Here is a 22379-nt window from a genome sequence, read left to right on the forward strand (position 1 = left end):
ACCACTTCGCGCAAGGCCGCGTACTCACCGGGAGATATCACCGGAGGTCGGCCGGTCTTTGCCATCGTATTGCTCCTGCGGGATCAGCACCCCAGGAGCATAGTTTATTTCTTCGACACCCTCTTGGGTTTCACCAAAAAAAGAAAAGCGGTCCAAACGCCTTGGCGCGTGGACCGCTTGGAGCGGGCTGGGTGCTTGCCGGTGGCAAGCCGTGATCAGCTGGCCGATGGCGTGCTGGTGGCTGCGTCGGCTGCGGCACGTGTCGCGGTCTTCTTTGCGGCCGCTTTCTTGGCGGGGGCCTTGGCTGCAGGCTTGGCGGCGGCCTTTGCAGGAGCCGCCTTCTTTGCCACTGCCTTCTTGGCGGGGGCCTTGGCTGCGGGTTTGGCGGCTGCCTTGGCAGCAGCTTTGGCGGGTGCAGTCTTGCTGCCCTTGGCCAGGGCGTCCACACGGGCGCTCAGGGCTTCGAGGTCGCGGGCCGAGGGCACGCCCAGCTTGGCGAGGGCCTTGGCCACGCGGTCTTCAAAGATGTTTTCGAGCTTGTCCCACTGGCCCTGGGCCTTGGAGCCGATATCGCTGGCCATGGTGGTCACACGGCTGGTGGCTTCGGTGATCTTTTCTTCGGCCACGGCCTGGGTCTTGCGCTGGATGGTCAAGCCTTCTTTGACCAGGGCTTCAAACACCTTGCCGCCTTCTTCCTGTGCCTTGGAGAAGGCACCCAGGCCTGCCAGCCAGATCTGCTGGGCGGACTCCTTGACGGTGCTGGACAGTTGGGCGTTGCTCTTCTTTTTGTCGGCGCTGAGTTTCTGCAGTTTCTTGACCATGGGGCCTCCGTTGTGCGGTTGGTTGGGTTTGCCGGGGCGGGTTGCCTTCGACGCATGGCCGCACTGTACGCCGCACGGCGCGACAGGTGTAGGCACGCGCTCCTAAAAATGTAGAGCGTGCCATCTAGGGCCTGTTCGCACTATTTTTGCCAGCGCGAAGGCCTCCCCCGCCACGCCACTCGTCGTTGCGTTCCCAGCCAAGGCCCCGGCCTTGGCGTCGTCGCGCGCCTAGATTGGCGTGGCGGGGGAGGCCTTCCCTTCGGGTTGCGATGCCCAAGGGCCATCTGCGGCGTTGCCAAGCCTCGCTGGGGCCGTACTCCAGCTTCGTTCGGCGCTTTGCGCTTGGCCCTTGGGCATCGCAACGCATCTGGCAAAAATAGTGCGAACAGGCCCAAGCCCGCCTGCCGGCGGGGCGCCTAGCATCGGCGCGGGTTTCTGCTGAATCGGTGCGCGCAGGCCTTGGGCAAGAATGAAGCTATCTCAGAGGAGTTATCCATGCAGTATTTCGTGACGGGGGCAACGGGGTTCATTGGCAAGCGGCTGGTCAAGAAGCTGCTGGAGCGCAAGGGGGCCGTGGTGCATTTCCTGATCCGGCGCGAGAGCGCGGACAAGGTGGCCGACCTGCGCAGCTACTGGGGCGTGTCGGCCGCGCGGGCGGTGCCGGTGTTCGGCGACCTCACGGCCAAGAAGCTCGGCGTGGCCTCCGAGGATGTGAAGAAGCTCAAGGGCCAGATCGACCACTTCTACCACCTGGCCGCGGTCTACGACCTTGGGGCGGATGAGGAAACCCAGGTGGCCGTGAACATCGAGGGCACGCGCAATACGGTCGACCTGGCCAAGGCCATCGATGCCGGGCATTTCCACCATGTCTCTTCCATCGCGGCGGCCGGCCTGTACGAGGGTGTGTTCCGTGAGGACATGTTCGAGGAGGCAGAGGGCCTGGACCACCCGTACTTCCAGACCAAGCATGAGAGCGAGAAGATCGTGCGCCAGGATTGCAAGGTGCCCTGGACGGTGTACCGCCCCGCCATGGTGGTGGGTGACAGCACGACCGGCGAGATGGACAAGATCGACGGGCCCTACTACTTCTTCAAACTGATCCAGCGCCTGCGCCAGCTGCTGCCGCCCTGGATGCCCACGGTGGGCCTGGAAGGCGGGCGCGTGAACATCGTTCCGGTGGACTTCGTGGTCAACGCGCTCAATGTGATCAGCCACCAGAAGGACATCGTCAAGAAGTGCTACCACTTGGTGGACCCGGTGGGCTACCGGGTGGGCGACGTCCTGGACATCTTCAGCCGCGCCGCCCATGCGCCGCGCATGAACCTTTTCATCAACGCAGCCTTGCTGGGCTTCATCCCCAAGGGCATCAAGAAGAGCCTGATGGCCATGGCGCCCGTGCGCCGCGTGCGCAACGCCGTGCTGAAGGACCTGGGCCTGCCCGAGGACATGCTGACCTTCGTGAACTACCCCACGCGCTTCGATTGCCGCGAGACCTTGGCGGCGCTCAAGGGCTCGGGGGTGACTTGCCCCAACCTCAAGGACTACGCCTGGCGCCTGTGGGATTACTGGGAGCGCAATCTCGACCCCGAGCTGTTCATCGACCGCACGCTCAAGGGTACGGTGGCCGGCAAGGTGGTGCTGATCACGGGCGGGTCGTCGGGCATCGGCCTGGCGGCGGCGCACAAGTTTGCCGAGGCGGGCGCCACCACCATCATCTGCGGGCGCGACCAGGACAAGCTCGACGAGGCCTGTGCCGAAGCCAAGGCCAAGGGTTATGCGTTCATCGCGTATTCGGCCGACATTGCCGACATGGCCGACTGCGACCGCTTTGTGCAGCTGCTCATCGACAACCACGGCGGCGTGGACTTCCTGATCAACAACGCAGGCCGCTCCATCCGCCGCGCCATCGAGTCGAGCTACGACCGCTTTCATGACTACGAGCGCACCATGCAGCTCAACTACTTCGGTTGCCTGCGCGTGACCATGGGCTTTTTGCCCGGCATGGTGGAAAAGCGCAAGGGCCATGTGGTCAACATCAGCTCCATCGGGGTGCTGACGAATGCACCGCGCTTTTCGGCCTATGTGGCCAGCAAGGCGGCGCTCGACGCCTGGACGCGTTGCGCATCGAGCGAGTTCGCCGACCAGGGCATCACTTTCACCACCATCAACATGCCGCTGGTGCGCACGCCCATGATCGCGCCGACCAAGATCTACAACAACGTGCCGACGCTGAGCCCCGAGGAGGCGGCCGACATGATCGCCCAGGCCTGCATCTTCAAGCCGGTGCGCATCGCCACGCGCCTGGGCATCACCGGGCAGTTGCTGCATGCGCTGGTGCCGCGTGTGGCGCAGATCACCATGAACACCAGCTTTCGCATGTTCCCGGATTCCACCGCCGCCAAGGGCAGCAAGGACGCCAAGCCGCAGCTGTCGGCCGAGGCTGTGGCGCTGCAGCAGATGATGCGGGGCATCCACTTCTAATGACTGTCCGGCCCGCGCAGAAACCCCCGCGTTGAACTCTGTTACCCGGGGGCCGGGCGGGGTGGGATAATCGTGGGTTCTGCCGAGCTGGCATTTCACACAGCCCTCCCTATGATTCTGGTTACTGGCGGCGCGGGTTTCATTGGCGCCAACTTCGTTCTTGACTGGCTTGCTGCCTCCAGCGAGCCTGTGGTCAACCTCGACAAGCTCACCTACGCGGGCAACCTGCACAACCTGGACAGCATCCAGGGGGATGCGCGGCACCTCTTCGTGCAGGGCGATATCGGCGATACCGCCTTGATCGCACGCCTGCTCGCCGAGCACAAGCCCCGCGCGGTGGTCAACTTTGCGGCCGAATCGCATGTGGACCGTTCCATCCATGGCCCTGAGGATTTCATCCAGACCAACATCGTCGGGTCCTTCCGACTGCTGGAAGCCGTGCGCGCCTACTGGGGCGCACTGCCCGGGGGTGAGCGCGAGGCATTCCGGTTCCTGCACGTCTCTACCGACGAGGTGTACGGGTCGCTCGCACCCACGGACCCGGCCTTCGCCGAAACGCGCGGTTTCGAGCCCAACAGCCCCTACAGCGCCAGCAAGGCCGCCAGCGACCACCTGGTGCGCGCCTGGCACCACACCTACGGCCTGCCGGTGCTGACCACCAACTGCAGCAACAACTACGGGCCGTACCACTTCCCTGAGAAGTTGATCCCGCTGATGATCGTCAACGCACTGGCCGGCAAGCCGCTGCCGGTGTATGGCGACGGCATGCAGGTGCGCGACTGGCTGTACGTGAAGGACCACTGCAGCGCCATCCGCCGAGTGCTGGAGGCCGGGGCTCCGGGTGAGACCTACAACGTGGGCGGCTGGAACGAGAAGCCCAACATCGAGATCGTGAACATGGTCTGCGGCCTGCTCGACGAGCTGCGTCCCCGCGCCGACGGCCAGAGTTACCGCACCCAGATCACCTACGTGAAAGACCGCCCGGGCCACGACCGCCGCTATGCGATCGACGCGCGCAAGATTGAGCGCGAGCTGGGTTGGAAGCCCGCCGAGACCTTCGATACGGGAATCCACAAGACCGTGCAGTGGTACCTGGAGCATGCCGACTGGGTGGCCAGCGTGCAGACCGGCGCCTACCGCGACTGGGTGCAAGCCCAGTATGCGCAGGAGCCCGCAGCCGTGGTGGGCGCCAGCGCATGAACATCCTGCTCTTTGGCAAGGGTGGTCAGGTGGGATGGGAGCTGCAACGCAGCCTGTCGGTGCTGGGCACAGTCACGGCACTGGACTTCGACACTACGGAACACTGCGGTGACTTTTCCAATCCGGCCGGCGTGGCCGAGACGGTGCGTGCGCTCCGTCCCGACGTCATCGTCAATGCCTCAGCCCATACTGCCGTGGACAAGGCCGAGAGCGAAAGTGACTTCGCCCGTACGTTGAACGCCACCACCCCCGGCGCGATTGCGCAGGAGGCTGCGAAGCTGGGTGCCTGGCTGGTGCACTACAGCACCGACTATGTGTTCGACGGCAGCGGCAACCGCCCCTGGGTGGAAACCGATGCGCCCGCACCCCTGAGTGTGTATGGCCGCACCAAGCTCGAAGGCGAGCAGCTCATTGTCCAGTCGGGCGTCAAGCACCTCATCCTGCGCACCAGTTGGGTTTATGCCGCGCGCGGCGGTAATTTCGCCAAGACCATGCTGCGGTTGGCGCAAGAGCGTGAACGCCTGACGGTGATTGATGACCAATGGGGTGCACCCACCGGCGCCGACCTGCTGGCCGATGTGACCGCCCACGCGCTGCGCCACCTGCAGCAGCGCCCGCAGGATGCCGGGTTGTACCACTGCGTGGCCGGTGGTGAGACCAACTGGAATGAGTACGCAAAATACGTGCTGGCGCAGGCGCAGAAAGCGCAGAATGCTATCGAAATAAAAGCAAAAGAGGTGGCGCCTGTTCCTACGAGCGCGTTCCCGACACCTGCCGTGCGCCCCCAAAATTCGCGCTTGAACACCCACAAGCTGCAGTCCACTTTTGGCTTGCAGATGCCCCATTGGCAGACCGGTGTGGCGCGCATGCTCACGGAAATTCTCTGAACGGACCCCAGACCATGACGCAACGCAAAGGCATCATCCTCGCAGGAGGCTCCGGCACTCGGCTGCACCCGGCTACGTTGGCCATCAGCAAGCAGCTGCTGCCGGTCTACGACAAGCCCATGATCTACTACCCACTGAGCACGCTGATGCTCGCGGGCATCCGGGACATCCTCGTCATCAGCACTCCGCAGGACACGCCGCGTTTTGCACAGCTGCTGGGTGACGGCAGTCAATGGGGCTTGAATCTGCAATACGCCGTGCAGCCCAGCCCGGACGGGTTGGCGCAGGCGTTTGTGATCGGAGAGCCTTTTCTGGATGGAGCACCCAGTGCCTTGGTGCTTGGAGACAACATTTTCTATGGGCACGATTTCCATGAATTGCTGGGCAGTGCCCAGCAGCGCACGGCGGGTGCCAGCGTGTTTGCCTACCATGTGCACGATCCGGAGCGCTACGGTGTCGCCGAATTCGATGCCCAGGGCAAAGTGTTGTCGCTGGAGGAAAAACCTGCACAACCCAAGAGCAGCTATGCCGTTACCGGGCTGTACTTCTACGACAACCAGGTCGCAAAGATGGCCAGGAGCCTTAAGCCATCGCCACGCGGCGAGCTCGAAATCACCGACCTGAACCGGCTGTACCTGGAGCAGGGGCAACTGAACGTCGAGATCATGGGCCGTGGCTATGCCTGGCTGGATACCGGCACCCACGAAAGCCTGCTGGAGGCCAGCCAGTTCATTGCGACACTGGAGCATCGCCAGGGCCTCAAGATCGCCTGCCCCGAGGAAATTGCGTGGCGTTCCGGCTGGATTGACAGCGCCCAGCTGGAGCGCCTGGCACAGCCTCTTGCCAAGAACGGTTACGGCCAGTACCTCCAGCGCCTGCTGAACGACAAAGTCTATTGATCACCCCATGCACTCCATCCGGCAATCCATTCCAGACGTTGTCCTCATCGAACCCAAGGTGTTCGGCGACAGCCGTGGCTTTTTCTACGAAAGCTTCAACCAGCAGGCCTTTCGGGAGGCCACGGGTGTCGAGTGCGAATTTGTGCAGGACAACCACAGCCGCAGTAGCCAGGGCGTGCTGCGCGGCCTGCACTACCAGTTGCCCCCCAGGGCGCAGGGCAAGCTCGTGCGGGTGGTGCGCGGCGCTGCGTTTGACGTGGCGGTCGATATCCGCAAGGGTTCGCCCACCTTTGGCCAGTGGGTAGGGGCGCTACTGACCGAAGACAACCACCGGCAGCTTTGGGTGCCGCCGGGGCTTGCCCACGGTTTTTTGGTGTTGTCCGAATCAGCAGACTTCCTTTACAAGACCACTGACTACTACAGCCCGGAGCACGAGCGCTGCATTCGCTGGGACGATCCACAGCTTGCCATCGCCTGGCCTGCGGTGGAGGCCGCCATTCAGCTTTCGGCAAAAGATCAGGCGGGGCGCTGGTTCGCTGAGGCTGACCTTTGACGACGGCGTTGGGGCCTGTGACCGGTCCTTCGGGCGGTCCTGCCAAGCTGCGGATCGCCCTGTTGGGAGCCAGGGGCATTCCTGCAAGTTATGGGGGTTTCGAGACATTCGCCGAACAGCTTTCGACACGCCTGGCGGCGCGTGGCCACGAGGTCACTGTGTATGCAGAATCCAGCGAGTCGTCCGTCGCAGACACCTTCTACCAAGGTGTTCGCGTGTGCCACAAGCGCCGACCCCAGTGGGGGGCTGCCTCGGTCCTGGCCTACGATTGTGCCTGCCTGTGGGACGCCCGCCGGGGATACGATCTGGTTTACATGCTGGGTTATGGCGCTGCGTGGGCCTGCTGGTGGCCCCGGGTTTTTGGGGTTCCGGTCTGGATCAACGTAGACGGACTGGAATGGGCCCGCAGCAAATGGGGGCGGGGCGCGCGCATTTACCTGCGTTGCATGGAGTGGGTGGCCAGCCGGGTTGCCACGCGCCTCATCGCAGATGCCGAGGCCATTGCACAGAGGTTCCGCCAGACCTATCCCAAGGGGGCACCGTCGAGTTTCATTGCCTACGGTGCTGAATTGGTGCAAGACCAGGACGCAGACCCTTCCTTGCTGTCTGTGTGGGGACTTCAGGCCCATCGGTACATGCTGGTCGTGGCGCGGCCAGAGCCAGAAAACCATATCCTTGAAATCATCCAGGGCTATGGGATGCATGGCGGTGATTGGCCACTGGTCGTCGTGGGAGACGTGTCTGGTGCCACGGCCTATCAGCAACAATTGCGGCAGCAGGCCAGTGCGCGTGTGCGTTTTGTTGGCGGCATCTACGATGCAGGGCAGCTCGCGAGCCTGCGTGTGCATGCGGCCTGCTACCTGCACGGCCACTCGGTGGGCGGGACGAACCCTTCGCTTCTGGAGGCGCTGGCCTGTGGAAACTGGGTCATTGCGCATGACAACCCGTTCAATCGCGAAGTGGCACGCGATGCGGCCGACTACTTCGAGACCCCCGAGCAACTCGCTCGCTGCTTGGACCTTGTGGTGGATCAGTCGGAAGCCATGCGGCCGCAGCGAAGCCAGCGTGCCCGCGACATCGTGGCAGAGCACTACACATGGGACGGAATCACAGATGCGTATGAAGCACTGATGCATTCTGAATGCCAGCCTCATCGCACGGCGACAACAGGTACAGGCGTAGTGTGATTGCCCCGAGGGATGGATCAGCCTTGCACAGCGGGTTGGCCGGGGCTGTCCCGTCCGCACAGCCCCTGGTGGATGTGCTGCTGGCGACATACAACGGGTCGAAATATCTCCATGCCCAGCTCGATTCCCTACTGGTCCAGACGCACCATAATTTTCGCGTCTTGGTCAGTGATGATGGATCTTCGGATGCGACGCTTGAGATTTTGGAGAACTACCGGGCGCGCTTCGAGGGGCGTTTGGTAGTGGTGCCCAATCCCCATTGCGGGCAAGGAGTGGTCCGGAACTTTGAGAACCTCATGGTGGCCAGCCTGCAAGACGGGCAGGCGGGATGGGTTGCTTTCTCGGACCAGGACGATGTCTGGCTTCCTCAAAAAATTGAGCGATGCTTGAACGAAATGGTGCGGATGGAGGAAGAGGGGGGTGAAGGGTTGCCCTGCCTGGTGCATTCCGACCTGACGGTCGTCGATGAGAGTCTGAATGTCATCTCGGACTCCTTCGCCAGATACCAGCGCATGGATCCACGGCAGTGTTCGCCGCTTTCACTTCTCAGTGTGAATCAGGTGACGGGATGCACGATGATGGTGAATCGCACCCTGTTGCAAATGGCCTTGCCCTTGCCGCGCGAGACCATCATGCATGACTGGTGGTGCGGCTTGGTGAGCGGGAGTGGCCGTCGCCGTTTCGTGTCGGCCCCATTGATCCTGTACCGTCAGCATGGTGCCAACCAGGTGGGTGCCAAAGACCGCAGCCTGAAGACACGCTTGCTGCGTCTATTGACGAATGGCGCAGGGATCGTTGGGCGCGTCAGGGTGCTCGGAGGCGCCACCTACTTGCAGGCGCAGGCGCTGCAACTGCGATTGCGAGCCGTGGGGTTGGATGGGGGCTACGTGTCAGAATACCTTGCGTGGAGAGGCCGACCCTTCTGGGTGAGGATGGTGGGATATCGACAATATTATGTGGGCCCCGAACTTGATCGAATAAGCCGCTGTTTGTTGTGGTTCAAGTGATTCGACTCTTTGGGTGATATGCATCGTCCCCGGCTATTTGGTGGTTGGAAGAATGTTCAAAGGCGTTAGTAATGAAGCTCTCGGCTGAAGTTGGTGAAGTGGAAAGCGTTGACCTCGCTGCGCCCAGGCTCGGGGAGATGCTCCTTGCGGACCAGAAATTGTCACGCAATGACCTGGAGAGGGCGCTGGAGGTTCAGCGTTCCATGGGCGGGCGTCTGGGGCGTCTGCTTATCAGCTTGGGGCTGGTGTCTGAGATTGACGTGTACTCTGCATTGTCCCGGCAGGCAGGGTTGCCTTTGGTGCGCCAGGACGCCTTCCCGAAGGAAAAACCGGATACATCGCGGTTGAACACCAGTTTTTTGCTGGCCAACAATCTGCTTCCCTTGGGAAACGCGGAGGATGCCGAGTTCACGCCTGATTTCGCGTCGGTAGATCCGAAAAGCGCCGCATTGCGCGATGCATTGCGCCTGGTCTTTGGGGATGCTCCCAGGGTCTTTTTTGGTCTTGAGTCCGAAATATCCAATCAGCTCAATGCCTGGTACGTCCAGGAGTCGGAGCCCGACGGAGAGGTCGTTGCGGACCAGTTCGAGGCTTCGGAGTTCATTGAGCACCTGAGGGATATGGCCTCGGAGGCGCCCATCATCCAGCGCGTGAGTCAAATCCTATCCCAGGCCGTTGCGGCGCAGGCCTCGGACATTCACATCGAAACCTACGAGGAAAAATCGGTGGTCCGCATACGGGTGGACGGGGAGCTGTATCCCATTGACGAGATTGATAACAAGGATGCACCTGCTGTCGTCTCCCGCATCAAGATCCTCTCGCAGTTGGACATCGCAGAACGCCGTATGCCGCAGGACGGGCGTACCAAGCTGCGTGTGCATGGCAAGGAAATGGACTCTCGTGTGTCCACCATTCCCACCATGTTTGGCGAGTCGGTCGTCATGCGCCTGCTGGAAAAAAACTTCGACCTGCTCTCGCTGGAAAGCCTGCACTTCACGCCGCCCACGCTGAAGACCATGCGCCAGTTGCTCAGCGTGCCCCATGGCATCTTTCTGGTGACCGGGCCCACTGGCTCCGGGAAATCCACCACGCTGTATGCCTCGATGCAGGAGCTGGAGGGTGAGAACCTCAAGATACTGACGGTGGAAGACCCGGTCGAATACCGGCTGCAATGGCTCAACCAGGTGCAGGTCCAACCTCAAATCGGACTCACCTTTGCCAAGGTACTTCGCTCCTTTCTCCGCCAGGATCCTGATGTCATCATGATCGGCGAAATGCGCGATGGGGAAACCGCTGAGATTGCGGTCCAGGCGGCGTTGACGGGTCATTTGGTCATGTCCACGCTGCATACCAATAGCGCGCTCGGGGCCATTGTGCGGCTCATCAACATGGGCGTGGAGCCCTATCTGATCACGGCGTCTGTGATCGGCGTGTTGGCCCAGCGCCTGGTGCGCAAGCTGTGCGAGGAATGCAAGGCGCCTCTGTTGCCAGACCAGGCACAAGCCGCCGCAGCGTCCCTGGGTGTGGCCATGGAAGAGGGGCAGGCCATTTATCGGTCCGTCGGTTGTCCTGCCTGTCGGGGCACCGGCTACCGGGGGCGTTTGGCGGTTCATGAGTTGCTGGTCATGACGGAAGACGTGAAGAAGGTGGTTCTCGAAAGAGGTTCTTCCCTTGGGGGCGGAGACGGCGCCTATGCTGGGGGGAACTTGTTGCAGGATGGCGCCACCAAGGTCTTCAAGGGTCTGACAACCGCAGAAGAAGTCCTGCGCGTCGCGCGTCAAAATGATTGAATTTCAATACGATGGAATCACGTCCGATGGCAAGGCTTGCCAAGGGACGATTCGCGCGCTAAACGTGGAGACTGCGCGGCTGCGGCTCATCGGGCAGGGCGTAACGCCGGTTCGTATTGCGGACGAGTCAGCTGCCGTCGCCCAAGATGAACAGCAAAGCCGGGGCGGCAAGCTCAAGCGCGGCGAGATACTTTTGTTCAGTCGCGAGATGGCGCACCTCAAGCAGGCCAACATGCCGCTCGACAAGGCGCTGGTCATGCTTAAAGAGACCGCAAACACGGAGCGGCTCAAAGCCTTCATTGCCAAGGTGGAGGAAGGGGTACGGGGCGGCAAGTCCTTGTACCAGTCGCTGCTACCGTTTGAGCGGGATCTAGGGCGCCAATACCTCGTCTTGATCCGGGCGGGGGAAACCTCAGGTTCGTTGGCGGTGGTCCTCAAAGAACTCACGGTGCAGCTGGAGGCGGAAGACAAGTTGCGCAACTACGTCATTTCTTCCATGACGTACCCAGTGATCCTGTTGGTGGTTGCTGTGATGTCTGTCGTGCTTCTGCTGGCGTTTGTGGTTCCCCAGTTTCGAGAGATTTTTGACTCCATGGGTGACAAGCTGCCTTACTCCACTCGGTTGGTGGTCGATCTCAGTGATCTGATCCGCTCGCATTGGATGGCAATCCTGTTAGGCTTAACGGTTGTCCTGTTCCTGGGCTCGCGTTGGAGTGCCACGCCCGCAGGGCGTTTGCGTGTTGATAGCGTGCTGTTGGACCTTCCGCTGTTCGGAAAGGTGTTGCGAAATCTGCAGTTCGCTATCTATTTCCGGACGTTCGGTATCCTGCTGCAGCGGGGTGTACCGATGGTGGATGCCTTGCGAATTGCGGTGGACACGTTGACCAATACCGCATTGCGCAAGGATATTGAACCCCTGGTCGGTATTGTGAAAACCGGCAAGCGGCTTTCCACGGGGTTTGTGTCTCCATACTTCGCTAAATCCAGCACACCGCAGCTTATTCGTGTTGCGGAGGAAACCGGCCAACTCGATATCACCCTGCTGGGGCTGGCTGATCGTTACGAGGATGAAGGTCGGCGCACCATGGGGCGTGTTTTGGCGGCCATGGAACCCTTGATCATTATTGTTTTGGGGGCCTTGGTTGCATTCATCATTATTGCAATTTTGGGCGGTGTCTTGTCGATTAACGACACGATTTGATTGTGAATTGTTTGAGAGATTTTGATATGAATGTAGAGAATTCTGGCCGCAAAGTAATGGCACGAGCGCAACGCTCTTCGGGCTTCACGCTGATTGAACTGCTGGTGGTTCTGGTGATCTTGACGCTGCTTGCAGGGCTGGTGGGGCCCAAAGTGCTCGATCAGCTCGGCGGCGCCAAGTCCAAGACAGCCCGTATTCAAATCTCGGAAATTGAGCAGAGCCTGGACCTTTTTAAATTGGATGTGGGCCGTTATCCCAATGATGCCGAAGGGTTGCGCGCTCTGGCGGACCGGCCCGCAACGGCCCAGGGATGGAATGGCCCATACCTGAAGAAGGGCCTGCCTTCCGATCCTTGGGGCGCTGCCTACCTGTACAAGAACCCGGGGCGCAATGGTGGGCCGGACGTGTTCTCTTTGGGGGCAGACGCCAAGCCGGGTGGTGATGGTGAGAGCGCGGACGTTTTCAACTGACCGTCCTCTCGCGTTTGTCACCTTGCAGTGCTGTCCAGTAACTTGCCTCGCATGAGACGCTGTTTGTTGGCGCCAGCCTTCCGCTCCCGTGGTTTCACCCTGCTGGAGCTGCTGGTTGTACTGGTGCTGGCTGCTATTACCGTTTCGGTGGTCGGAGCTGGAGGACAGGCATTCATGGAGCGGTCGCGCTACAACCAGACGGTACGGGATGTGTCCAGCCAGCTCAACAAGGCGCGCGCACTCAGCGTCCAGGAGGGGCGGTCGGTGACCGTGACCTACCAGCCAGAAATTCGCAAGTTGGTGGTGGATGGTCGGGAGTCTCTGGGGGTGCCGGAATCACTGGTGGTCCAGTGGGAGGCCATCGAGCGCAACCCTCGGTCTGGCAAGGGCGCGGTGGCAGCCGGAGAGCCAATTTTTGTGTTCAATTCTGACGGTGGAGCTCGCGGTGGGCGGCTTGCAGTGCTGCGAGGTGGGCAGGGTGTCACCTTTCGTGTGAACTGGCTGCTTGGAACCGTGGAGCAAGGCATGGCCGTGCCCCAGTCATGACCGTGACGTGCCGTTTGACGCCTTTGTTTGATCTGCCTCTCCCATCATTTAGGCGAGTGCCTCGGAAGCAGTGGGGTTTTAGTTTGCTGGAGGCCCTGGTGGCCATGGCAATCGCTTCCATCGCGCTGGCAAGCCTTTATCGAAGCGTGGGGCAAGGCTCCAAGAATGTGGTGAACGTGGAGGCTCGCGTGGAGGCATCCCTGGTGGCCCGGTCGGCGTTGGCCGCAGGAACCTTTGCCGAAGATTTGATGCGGCAGGACTCCGGTCAGTCGGGCGTTTGGCATTGGAGCATTCAGGTGACGCCTGAACAGGTTCCGCTGATGGAAGAGAGTGGCCGTCCGGCGCAGGGGGCGCCTTTGCGTGCCGCGAGGGTCACCGTGGAGGTCAGCAAAGACGGAGTGACAGCGGTCACGTGGACGACGTGGAAGCCCTACAGGTCTGCACCATGATCCGCGGCTCTCGAAAATCCTCCCGGGGTTTTACCTTGCTGGAGTTGCTGATTGCATTGGCCGTCACGTCTGCCGTGGTTGCATTGATGTTCGCGGGCGTGGGGGTGATCGGGCGTTCTCAAGAGCGCAACCAACGTGTCATTGAGCGCTCTGAACGCATGCTGGTGGTCAGTCAGTGGCTCGGTCGCAAGTTCGATACCCTCCGCTTGTTGAGCCGGCGCGACGAAAACATCTTTGTGAATTTTTTCAGCGGCAATGCGGCAGGTGCGATCTGGGTGGCGCCTTTGCCGGAGCGTGGGGATGCGGGGGGGCTCTATGTATTCCGTACGACCCCCCTGCGCCATGGGGATGGGCGAGTCGATCTGTCGGTAGAGGCCGTTCCTTATGACGGCGCGCTGATGGCGCTAGATTGGAGTCGGGCCTTGCGCGAGACGCTTTTGACAGACGTGCGGACCCTTCAATGGCATTACCAAGACGGTCAAACGGGCCAGTGGACTCAGCAATGGGACTCCGCCAAAGCTTATTACCCAGCCCGGATTCGGGTTGAAGTTGCCGATGCGCGGGGCGATTGGCCTTCATTGGTGTTCCCTCTGGTGAGGGCAAGATGATGGTCAGGTGGGCACGGGGCAGCCGGGGCGCTGCGCTGATTCTGGTGCTGTGGTTGGTGGCATCCCTGTCATTGGTGGTGATGGCGAGCGCGCGTGGGGTTCGCCAGCAGACGCAGCGCGCGGCCCTGGATCTGGAGCGTTTGCGCGTAGAGTCCGTGCTGGATGCGGCCATCCAGCTAACAGCGCAGCGAATGATGGCCGAGAAGACAGTAGAAAGCTGGTACCGTATTCAGCGCTTACCCATGGGGTCGAATGACATCTGGGTGGAGATCACGCCATCTGGAGGGCTGGTGGATGTCAATGTCGCCAGCGAAGCCTTGATGCAGGCGTTGTTTCAGAGAGCCGGGCGTCTTTCGTCGGGGGAGGCAGCCATTCTGACGTCACGTGTGCGGGACTTTCTCGACCCTGACGATACGCCAGGCGGCGTGGGTGGGGCTGAGTCTGCTCAGTACCGCGCGGCTGGCTGGCCCTCCATGCCCCGAAACGGAGCCCTGGACGATCTTTCCGAGCTGAGGTCGGTTCTGGGAATGACGTCTGAGCTCTATGAGATAATCGCGCCCCACTTGGGTATCAACGGGCAGCAACGCATCGAAATCGATTCAGCCCCCCCTGCCCTGATCGATGTCCTGACGGGACAGCCAGGTTTAGGGGCGCGCATTCACAACTCCCCACCGGAAACGCGGGCTGGCGTGCTCTTGACCGGAGCCGCCGCAGATTTCTTCGCGCCTGCCCGGGCGGGGGGGGGGCTAACGGTGCGCCTCAAGGCGTTGGTGCGGGCCGAAGGCGATCGCTGGTGGCAGCGTGAAGCATGGGTCGATCTCAGCGAGCGCCCTGGCGGATTGACCCCCTGGACAACGCTCTCGTTGGAGCCAACACGCCGCTTAAACAAGCCGGAACAGGAATTCAAGCCATGACAGGTTGGGGGCAGCTATCTCTTCGTGCGCAAACAGCGCTGGACCGAATGGCCTGGGGTTTCGGCGATCTCAAACGCGTTCTCATGGAGCATCGCGCCTGGCCCGCGGTTGCGAGTGCGGCGATGGCGTCCGATGGTGGGAGGTGGACTGTCACAGCAACCCACGTGCGCAAGCGATCCAACAACCGAAAGGCTTCCAGCTTGCTGGTGCCGGAGTCGGATTGCCTGTGGGGCACAGTGCAGTTGCCGAACATGCCGAGGAGCTCTTTGGCGGGGGGGGTTGAAGAAGCTCTTTGGCGGGTTTCTCCGATGCCTCCGGAGCAGATTGTGGCTGCCTGGCGGGCCGAGCCCCAAGCCCAAGGTGGATGGGTGGTGGAGTGGGGTATGTGCCGGCGCACCACCTTGACCCAACAAATGGCGAACCACGGTTTTGCAGAGAATGCGCCTGTCTATCTGATGCGCCAGGGGCGAGCCCTCCCTGTCCGCAGCGCTGCATGGCGCAAGCAGGACCGCCACCAGCGTTGGATGGATTGGGGGGGGGGCATATTGCTGCTGGTATTGCTCGCAGTGCTGTCGTTGCCCGCGCTCATGCCACTGGTCTTGAAGCGCCAGGCGGTGGTGCGTGCCGTTGAGCATGTCAGCATGCTGGAGCCCAAGGCGGCGCCTTTGCGCCAGAAGATGGATGAGTTGCGTCGCCAGGCCGAACTGGCGGACGAACTTCGCAAGAACATTAGTACGGATCTACCTCTCGCCAGTGTCATTGACGCGCTGTCGGCAGCCATTCCTGCCGACACGTGGCTGGACCGCATTGAGGTCAATGGCAGCGAGATCAAGATTACGGGTTTGACGGCGAACGCCACGGAACTCATTGGACACCTGGGGCGCCAGCCTGGTTTGGTCGATGTGCGTGCTACGGGGGCCAACGTGCGCGATGGCACCCTGAACAAGGAGCGCTTTACCTTTGAGATGCGCTGGCGAGGTGAGGGAGCAAAGCCATGAAAATGAATGTGTGGCGTCGCCGTTCGGTGGTTTTTCTGCTGCTGTTGTTTGTTGGTGCGCTGGCTTGCGCCGCATTGATCTATAGAACCCTCTGGGTTCGCTACGACAACGCTCTGCAGCAGTTGGAGCCTCGCAGCGAACGTCTCGAAGGGGTTGTGAATGCCGGTTCCGAAATCGAAACGCTGCTTGGTTCTGCGAGCAGCACTGTGGCGCCCTTGTTGCACCCTGCTGGTGAAACTTCGCAAAACGATATCCAGCAAAAGCTTCGCCAAATGATCATGGCTTCTGGCAGCACGCTGGTTTCATCCCAGGTTGCGCTGGAGCCTGGAGTGGATGGCAAGCTGGCGCGCATACGACTTACTGCGACCGTCAGCGGCGAATGGGTCAAGCTGGTGAGTTTCATGGAAAGTCTCCAGACGCACCGCCCTCCTTTCTGGGTGCGCACTGCCAACATCACGCGTGAGGGGGCTAGTTCTGGCGCTGGTCCGCAAAATGCGCGCCTGTCTTTGCAACTGGAAGCCCCCTTGGCGCCAGAGAAGGCCAAGCCATGATCAAACCTTGGTACCTTGGCCCCGTTTTGGGTGCCGTAGCTTTGGCTGCGAGCGTCTACTGGTGGCATGCCGAAAAAGAACGCTGGGTCCCCCCGCCGGCACGTAGACCTGATCTGCCGAAGGTCGAGCCTATGCCGCAAGCGATAAAGGTCCGTGCGAAGCAGGCTGTCGAGCAGCCTTTGTTGTGGATGTCTCGGCGTCCGGTGGCGGTGGATGTGAAAAAGAGCAGTCTGGTCACAGAGTTGATGCAGTCACGCCTCACCGCCGTGCTGGAGTCTGGCAGCGACCGGGTCGCCATCTTGCAGCGCCCAGATGGCAGCACCCTCAAGATCACCGGGGAAACCAAACCCTGGCGAGTTGAATCCTTTGATGGCCGCAAGGCATTCTTTGTGTCTGCAGATGACCAACGCGTGGAGCGCCCACTGGAAGCAGGAAGTGCTGCGACCGTGAAGGCCGGGCCGATCGGTGATCGCCTGCGCAGGCCTGCAGCAAATCAGTAAGCCCCTGTGGCATACCCCAATATTGGAGCTATCTCTATGAACATTCGGCCTTCCATCCTCTTGCTCGCGTTGCTGGCGGCAGGCTGTGCCAGTACGCAGGGTGGTCCTGCGGCGTCCAGCGCGGCAGAGTCCAAGGTCACGGTTGCAGGGGCCTCGGGTCCATCGCAAGCTGCCGCTACTGTGGCGCCTACGCCGGTGGCGCCAAACGCCGTACAGGCAGCATCATCGGCCGGGGCGCAAGCGCAAAAGAGTGCATCTTCCAGTACGAAGCTTTATCCCGGCAACGACCAGTTCTTCAAGCGCGATAAGGCGCCTGTGGTTGATCCAGTCCTTGCCAAGGGCGACAAGGTAGCGCTCAATTTCGAAAATGTCACTGTCAGCAACTTGGCGGTGGCGTTGCTGGGCGATCTGCTCAAACTCAACTACACCATCGATGCAGGCGGAGACACGGTGGTGAGTCTGCATACGCGCCAACCGCTGGCGCGCAATCAGGTGCTGGATGTGTTGGATGCAGTGCTGTTGCCCCACGACCTTGCCATCGTTCGCGACAACGCGGGGGTCTACCACGTGACCAAACGCACAGTCACCCTGGGCGCGCGTCCGGTGGTCGGGGCGTCTAAATTCAAGGACCTCTCGGGTGCCGGGACGGTCATCGTTCCCTTGAATCACATTGCAGCGGCCGAAATGGCCAAGATTCTGGCGCCCATCGCACCGCGTGAGGCCATCGTCTACGTGGACTCCATGCGCAACTTGCTGGTGCTGCAGGGCAGCAAGGCCCAGTTGGGTGGCTGGCTGGAAATGGTAGAAGCGTTCGACGTGGACTTTCTCTCAGGCATGTCGCTCGGGGTGTTCGTACTGGAAAACGCCAACGTCAATGTGGTGCGTGATGCCCTGCAGGCGATGCTAGGTTCCGACAAATCCTCCGATCCCTACGGTGGTGGTGGTGCCGCTCCTGCAGGGGGCGCCGCGCCCAACGCCGCAGGTGGCGCGGCCGCAGGTGGCAGCGCCAGCGGTGCCGGCGCCCAGATGGCGACCCCACTGGGTGGCTTGATTCGCGTCTTTCCAGTTGAACGCCTGAATGCTCTGGTCGTGGTCACGCCGCGCAGCCACCTGTTGGCACAGGTGGAAACCTGGATTCGCCGCCTGGACCGCCCTACCGACACTCTGGAAGCCAGCCTGTTTGTGTATCCGGTGCAAAACGGTTCAGCTTTGCAGTTGGCGGAGATGCTCAATGGTTTGTTCGGTGGCCAGTCCGGGCAAGCCAAGTCGGGAGGCGTGGCAGCAGGGTCGGCGCCCACGCAGTTCTCCCAGGGGGCGGGGATGGGGGGCTCCGGCTTGGGTACGGGCAATACGGGTAGTTCCAGCAGTCTCTATGGCAATACCGGCAGTGCTGGGACGGGCGGCAGTCCCATGGGCGCTGCACTCGGGGCCGGTGGAAACAGGACATCATCCAACAACACTTCCCTCACATCGACGAGCCAATTGGACGGCAATGTTCGTGTGGTTGCGGATGAGAAGCGCAACGCTCTGCTGATCCGCGCTCCGCGCACCGAATACCGCCGGATCGAGCAAGCCCTGCGCGAACTCGACAAAGCTCCATCGCAAGTGCTAATAGAGGCGAGTATTGTGGAGGTGGCACTCACGGGCAACCTTGAATACGGGGTGGAGTGGTATCTGCAAAATGGTCTTAGCAATGGCCGCCAAGGGCAGGCGTCGCTGAACATGAATACCTCGGGGGCCATCAGTGCGAGGCAACCAGGCTTTTCCTACACTATCCTCAACAAGGCGGATGTGGTTAGAGCCACGCTCAATGCGTTGGCCGAGAAATCTCAGGTGCGCCTGCTGTCCAGTCCTTCGGTGCTGGTGTTGAATAACCACAATGCCACCATTCAGGTCGGTCAGCAGCAGCCGATCAAAACATCCACTGCCGTCACCACGGGCAATTTAGTGACCGAGTCCATCACCTACAAGGACACGGGGGTAATGCTTTCAGTCACGCCGTCTGTCAATGCGGGTGGATTGATAACAATGGATATTTCCCAGCAGGTCACCGATGTAGGTGACCGTGATACGGCTACGGGTCAGCGTGCTTTCCAGACACGTCAGATCCAAACGCGTGTTGCTGTGCGCTCTGGTGAGCCTATTGTGCTGGGGGGGCTCATACGGGAAAACGACACTAGCACCCGCAGCGGAATCCCTGGCTTGGCGGACATTCCTCTTTTGGGTTCCTTATTCTCTACAAGCGCGAATCTTCGCAATCGTACGGAGCTGCTGGTGTTGATGACGCCCCGAGCCCTGGAGGATGACGATCAATTGCGTTCCGCCAGTGCGGAGATGCGGGAGCGCATGCGTTCCTTGTCCTTGCAGGCGCAGCCTATGAGTTTCCGCCCGGCAGATGTACCGCTCCAGCCCTGGCGTTAAGTTCGGTGTTGGTGCAGTGTCCGCATGCATCGGGCGCATATATATAGATCGTTAGCCAATCAGGAGATTCTTTACATGACAAAACCTGTTACCCGTCGTCATCTGGTTGTGGCTGTGGCCGTGCCTCTGGTTTTGGCCGCCTTTGGGGGCTGTGCCGCCACAGGTGGCACAGTGGTGTCGGCCGAAGATGATCAGGCGTCACTTTTGACGCGTGCAAAAGCGTACTGGGCGCTGATCCAAAAAAATGATCGTGTAAGCGCGTGGGCCTATGAGGAACTGTCAAAAGACCCGAATGCTACGCTGGAGGCCTATCTCAAGCGCGGTGGCATTGCATTTGATGGAGTGGAAGTTCGTGGAGTGCGCAGCATCGACGGTGACCGTGCAATGGTGAATGTGTGGATGCGCTACTCGTTGCCATTGCTGCGCGTGAAAAACCAAGAGGCTGTGGCTGAGGACGAATGGCGCCGCATTGATGGCGCGTGGCACCATGTGCAGCGTCGCAGTGTCATGTTTCCAACAGCTCAGTGATACTTCGTTGTTTGAGTGCAACAAACGCGCGTGCAGTGGGTTTCTGGTGGAAATAGGTTGAAAAAATCAAAGGTATCAGTATAAGATTGCATCAACCCAAACGGAGTACGGATGGGTTGCAGATCCCGCACAGGGTGGGAAAGCTTCCTTCAATTATCTAAGGACTGAGAAGATGAAAAAATTTGCAATGGCAGCCGTTGCAGCCGCTGCGCTGAGTGCTGGTGTGGCGCAGGCGTACACCGTGGGTACGTTCAGCAATGGTTTCGTGGTTCCTAACGTGATCCACAATGGCGACACCGATACCACTGCTGTGGGTATCATCAACCAAACCGGCAACGTTGTGCCTGTGTTCTGGACGTTCTTTGATGCGAACTCCAACCACGTGACCGACGGTTGCTTCCCTCTGACCAATAAGGACTACGAGCCCTTCATCTGGTCGCAACAATCCGGTACCGGCTTGGCTGGCACCCGTGGTTACCTGGTGTTCGCTGTGGGTGCTAACACTGCATCCACCACGGCTGCTGGCGCATGTAACGTTGCTAACGCTGTTGGTGGTCCTTTCACCGGCGGTATCGGCGCTAACGCTTTCCAAGTGAATACCACGGCTCAAGACGTGTCCTTCACGCCAGTGATTGACGGTCCCCTGACCTTCGCTACTGGTTCCGATCTGACGACTCTGGGCCCACTGAACCTGCTGTCCGTGGCTGGTGCTCGTGCAGTGACGGCTGGTCCTTCGGCTACGCCTGCTTTCAGCATGCGTTATGCAGTTGACGCAGCTCTGAATGCTGGTCTGGAAACCCGCATCGTGGTGTGGTCGACTGGTGACCATCGTGGTACCCACACGGTCAACATGTACGATGCGGCCCAAAACCGTAAGTCGGTGAACTTCGCTCTGGCAGAAGCCGAGCTGTCGTTCTTCAACCCAGAAACCATCCCTGGCCGTCCTGCGAACTTCACCGATGGTTTCATCGAGTGGGCTCCAGTGGCTGCTCAGCCGTCTGACTACCCAGGCGACGCTGGTGCATCGCTGTTCTCCTTGGGCGGTTCTGTGTTCACGTACAGCCTGATCAGCGCACCTGCTTTCGGTGCTGTGCAATCGGTTCTCGGTTCGCACAATTAATTTTTCTTCATGCATGCGGTGCTTTGGTGCCGTATGTAAAAAGAAAAACAAAACTTGGCAATATCCACTTGTGGGTGTTGCCAAAAAAAATGGCGCCAATTTGGCGCCATTTTTTTTGCTTGTGGAGTTTTCATGAAATTGTCTCGTCCTTTTCGCTTTCACTGGTTGGGCGTGGTTGTTGCCGTTGTGACTGTGGGTTGTCAGATGCAGCCAGTCTCTGTTGCTGGACGGGCTGCGCTCGCCGCGGCGCCAATGCCCCAGGGGAATGCTGCCCGTATCACCATTGGGGCGCACATGGTTTGGGGTGGGGAAGCACGCTGCGCTGTAACGGAGGGATGCCGCCTCGTGCTCATTGAGCATGAAGAGGGGAAAGTGGCTTTGCACCGGATTGATGGCAGAACGTCACGGTTGCTTGATCGCCAACCTGTGGCCTACCATCCTGACTCTGCAATATGGTTGTCAGACGCTCTGGTGGCTGCGGCTGTGGAAAACACGGGCAGCCTTGATATCTTCCGCGTAGAGGGGGAGCGCTTGGTGCGCATCCATCAGGCACAGGTAGGCTTTGCACCACGCGATGTCATCTTGGCCAGTGCCTCACAAGGGCAGTACAAGTTTCTGGCTACGCCGTACAGTGGCAAGGAGGTGGCTTGGATCGATTGGCACGAGGACAATCGCCAGGCAGCTACCTCGAAAAAAGTGCGATGGTGCGAGGCCCCATGGCATCCGGTACGCGTGAGCAAGATTCCTGGGGTGCAAGGGGGCGGGTTTGCTGTGGCGTGTCTTGACGACCGCAAGGTAGTGGTTGTTTCAGACTCGGATCTGCTGGCGCCCCCACGGGTTCTTGCGACGTTTGGGGGTGTCGCTCGCCAAGCTCGGCCTTCGCCGTCGGGCCAATGGCTTTACGTCGCGCTAGAGACAGGGGCGCGCAACGCCCGCATCAATATGCAAAGTGGGGAACTCCAGTGGATCCAATCCCCTCTGACTGGCAGCGTCGCGGTTGCGCCATTGTCCGACGATCTTGTGGTTTGGGGTGAGGATGGCAAACTGTACTTACAGCGTCTTGACTCTGAAGCCAAGGTGCTTGAAACGCGTTGGCTGAAGACCAGCGGGTTTTCAACGGGTTTACAGTTGATTGATCTGGATGGTGATGGTGAGCGCGATCTGGTGGTGCTCAACTCGGTGGATGCCGTGGTGGACGTCATCTATGGTCCGCTTTGGGGCAACGCAGCCGAGCGCCTGTGAAATTGA

The 22379-nt window shown here is 60.5% G+C and carries 22 protein-coding genes; 21 read left to right on the forward strand and 1 reads right to left on the reverse strand.

Translation table 11 applies throughout. The annotated features are described in order from the left end of the window. Positions 1-215: 215 nt before the first annotated feature. Positions 216-821 carry a phasin family protein gene (locus tag IB243_RS26400; protein WP_192430041.1) on the reverse strand — a complete coding sequence of 202 codons (606 nt, stop codon included), beginning with the start codon at positions 819-821 and terminating at the stop codon, positions 216-218. A gap of 495 nt (positions 822-1316) precedes the next feature. Between IB243_RS26400 and IB243_RS26405 the strand changes: the two genes are divergently transcribed. The 21 genes from IB243_RS26405 to IB243_RS26505 all read left to right on the forward strand — a co-directional run bounded on the left by IB243_RS26405 (position 1317) and on the right by IB243_RS26505 (position 22373). Then, the gene (locus tag IB243_RS26405; protein ID WP_192430042.1) at positions 1317-3302 is read left to right on the forward strand and encodes an SDR family oxidoreductase; all 1986 of its coding nucleotides are present in this window, start codon (positions 1317-1319) and stop codon (positions 3300-3302) included. A gap of 111 nt (positions 3303-3413) precedes the next feature. After that, the gene (gene rfbB, locus IB243_RS26410; protein ID WP_192430043.1) at positions 3414-4502 is read left to right on the forward strand and encodes a dTDP-glucose 4,6-dehydratase; all 1089 of its coding nucleotides are present in this window, start codon (positions 3414-3416) and stop codon (positions 4500-4502) included. Next, positions 4499-5389 carry a dTDP-4-dehydrorhamnose reductase gene (rfbD, locus tag IB243_RS26415; protein WP_192430044.1) on the forward strand — a complete coding sequence of 297 codons (891 nt, stop codon included), beginning with the start codon at positions 4499-4501 and terminating at the stop codon, positions 5387-5389. The genes rfbB and rfbD overlap by 4 nt, the downstream gene beginning before the upstream one ends. Before the next feature lie 14 nt (positions 5390-5403). Continuing rightward, the gene (rfbA, locus tag IB243_RS26420) at positions 5404-6288 is read left to right on the forward strand and encodes a glucose-1-phosphate thymidylyltransferase RfbA (RefSeq protein WP_192430045.1); all 885 of its coding nucleotides are present in this window, start codon (positions 5404-5406) and stop codon (positions 6286-6288) included. A 7-nt stretch (positions 6289-6295) separates the two neighbouring features. Continuing rightward, the gene (rfbC, locus tag IB243_RS26425) at positions 6296-6841 is read left to right on the forward strand and encodes a dTDP-4-dehydrorhamnose 3,5-epimerase (RefSeq protein ID WP_057229244.1); all 546 of its coding nucleotides are present in this window, start codon (positions 6296-6298) and stop codon (positions 6839-6841) included. A gap of 17 nt (positions 6842-6858) precedes the next feature. Continuing rightward, positions 6859-8028, forward strand: coding sequence for a DUF1972 domain-containing protein (locus tag IB243_RS26430; RefSeq protein ID WP_192430046.1), 1170 nt, complete (start codon positions 6859-6861; stop codon positions 8026-8028). Positions 8029-8096: 68 nt separating this feature from the next. Then, entirely contained in the window at positions 8097-9035 is a 939-nt protein-coding gene (locus tag IB243_RS26435; protein WP_370540397.1) for a glycosyltransferase family 2 protein, read from the forward strand. A gap of 71 nt (positions 9036-9106) precedes the next feature. Continuing rightward, on the forward strand, positions 9107-10825 hold the full coding sequence (locus IB243_RS26440; protein ID WP_192430048.1) for a GspE/PulE family protein: 1719 nt from the start codon (positions 9107-9109) through the stop codon (positions 10823-10825). Next, a complete protein-coding gene (locus IB243_RS26445) occupies positions 10818-12026 on the forward strand; it encodes a type II secretion system F family protein (RefSeq protein ID WP_057229239.1) in 1209 nt (402 codons plus the stop codon). Before IB243_RS26440 ends, IB243_RS26445 begins: the two co-directional genes overlap by 8 nt. Before the next feature lie 26 nt (positions 12027-12052). Then, complete coding sequence (gene gspG / locus IB243_RS26450; RefSeq protein WP_035196999.1) at positions 12053-12496, forward strand: type II secretion system major pseudopilin GspG; 444 nt, start codon at positions 12053-12055, stop codon at positions 12494-12496. A 51-nt stretch (positions 12497-12547) separates the two neighbouring features. After that, a complete protein-coding gene (locus IB243_RS26455) occupies positions 12548-13042 on the forward strand; it encodes a Tfp pilus assembly protein FimT/FimU (RefSeq protein WP_192430049.1) in 495 nt (164 codons plus the stop codon). 56 nt (positions 13043-13098) lie between these two features. Beyond that, positions 13099-13491, forward strand: a complete 393-nt coding sequence (locus tag IB243_RS26460) for a prepilin-type N-terminal cleavage/methylation domain-containing protein (RefSeq protein ID WP_370540400.1) — start codon at positions 13099-13101, stop codon at positions 13489-13491. Continuing rightward, positions 13455-14099, forward strand: a complete 645-nt coding sequence (locus IB243_RS26465; protein WP_370540398.1) for a type II secretion system protein J — start codon at positions 13455-13457, stop codon at positions 14097-14099. The genes IB243_RS26460 and IB243_RS26465 overlap by 37 nt, the downstream gene beginning before the upstream one ends. Continuing rightward, positions 14060-15013, forward strand: a complete 954-nt coding sequence (locus IB243_RS26470; protein WP_225585394.1) for a general secretion pathway protein GspK — start codon at positions 14060-14062, stop codon at positions 15011-15013. The genes IB243_RS26465 and IB243_RS26470 overlap by 40 nt, the downstream gene beginning before the upstream one ends. Positions 15014-15060: 47 nt before the next feature. Further along, the gene (locus tag IB243_RS26475; RefSeq protein WP_225585396.1) at positions 15061-16011 is read left to right on the forward strand and encodes a PilN domain-containing protein; all 951 of its coding nucleotides are present in this window, start codon (positions 15061-15063) and stop codon (positions 16009-16011) included. Continuing rightward, positions 16008-16562 carry a GspMb/PilO family protein gene (locus tag IB243_RS26480; protein WP_192430051.1) on the forward strand — a complete coding sequence of 185 codons (555 nt, stop codon included), beginning with the start codon at positions 16008-16010 and terminating at the stop codon, positions 16560-16562. Before IB243_RS26475 ends, IB243_RS26480 begins: the two co-directional genes overlap by 4 nt. Continuing rightward, positions 16559-17062: a hypothetical protein gene (locus IB243_RS27230; RefSeq protein ID WP_225585398.1), complete on the forward strand. Its 504-nt coding sequence runs from the start codon at positions 16559-16561 to the stop codon at positions 17060-17062. The genes IB243_RS26480 and IB243_RS27230 overlap by 4 nt, the downstream gene beginning before the upstream one ends. 36 nt (positions 17063-17098) lie before the next feature. After that, a complete protein-coding gene (gspD, locus tag IB243_RS26490) occupies positions 17099-19483 on the forward strand; it encodes a type II secretion system secretin GspD (protein ID WP_192430052.1) in 2385 nt (794 codons plus the stop codon). A 75-nt stretch (positions 19484-19558) separates the two neighbouring features. Then, positions 19559-20011 (forward strand): hypothetical protein, encoded by a 453-nt coding sequence (locus IB243_RS26495; RefSeq protein ID WP_192430053.1) that lies wholly within the window; start codon positions 19559-19561, stop codon positions 20009-20011. A gap of 172 nt (positions 20012-20183) precedes the next feature. Continuing rightward, positions 20184-21131 (forward strand): hypothetical protein, encoded by a 948-nt coding sequence (locus tag IB243_RS26500; RefSeq protein WP_192430054.1) that lies wholly within the window; start codon positions 20184-20186, stop codon positions 21129-21131. 132 nt (positions 21132-21263) lie between these two features. Beyond that, positions 21264-22373, forward strand: a complete 1110-nt coding sequence (locus IB243_RS26505) for a VCBS repeat-containing protein (RefSeq protein ID WP_225585400.1) — start codon at positions 21264-21266, stop codon at positions 22371-22373. Positions 22374-22379: the final 6 nt, after the last annotated feature.

Source organism: Acidovorax sp. ACV01 (assembly GCF_014851495.1).
GTDB classification, from domain to species: Bacteria; Pseudomonadota; Gammaproteobacteria; order Burkholderiales; family Burkholderiaceae_C; genus Acidovorax; species Acidovorax radicis.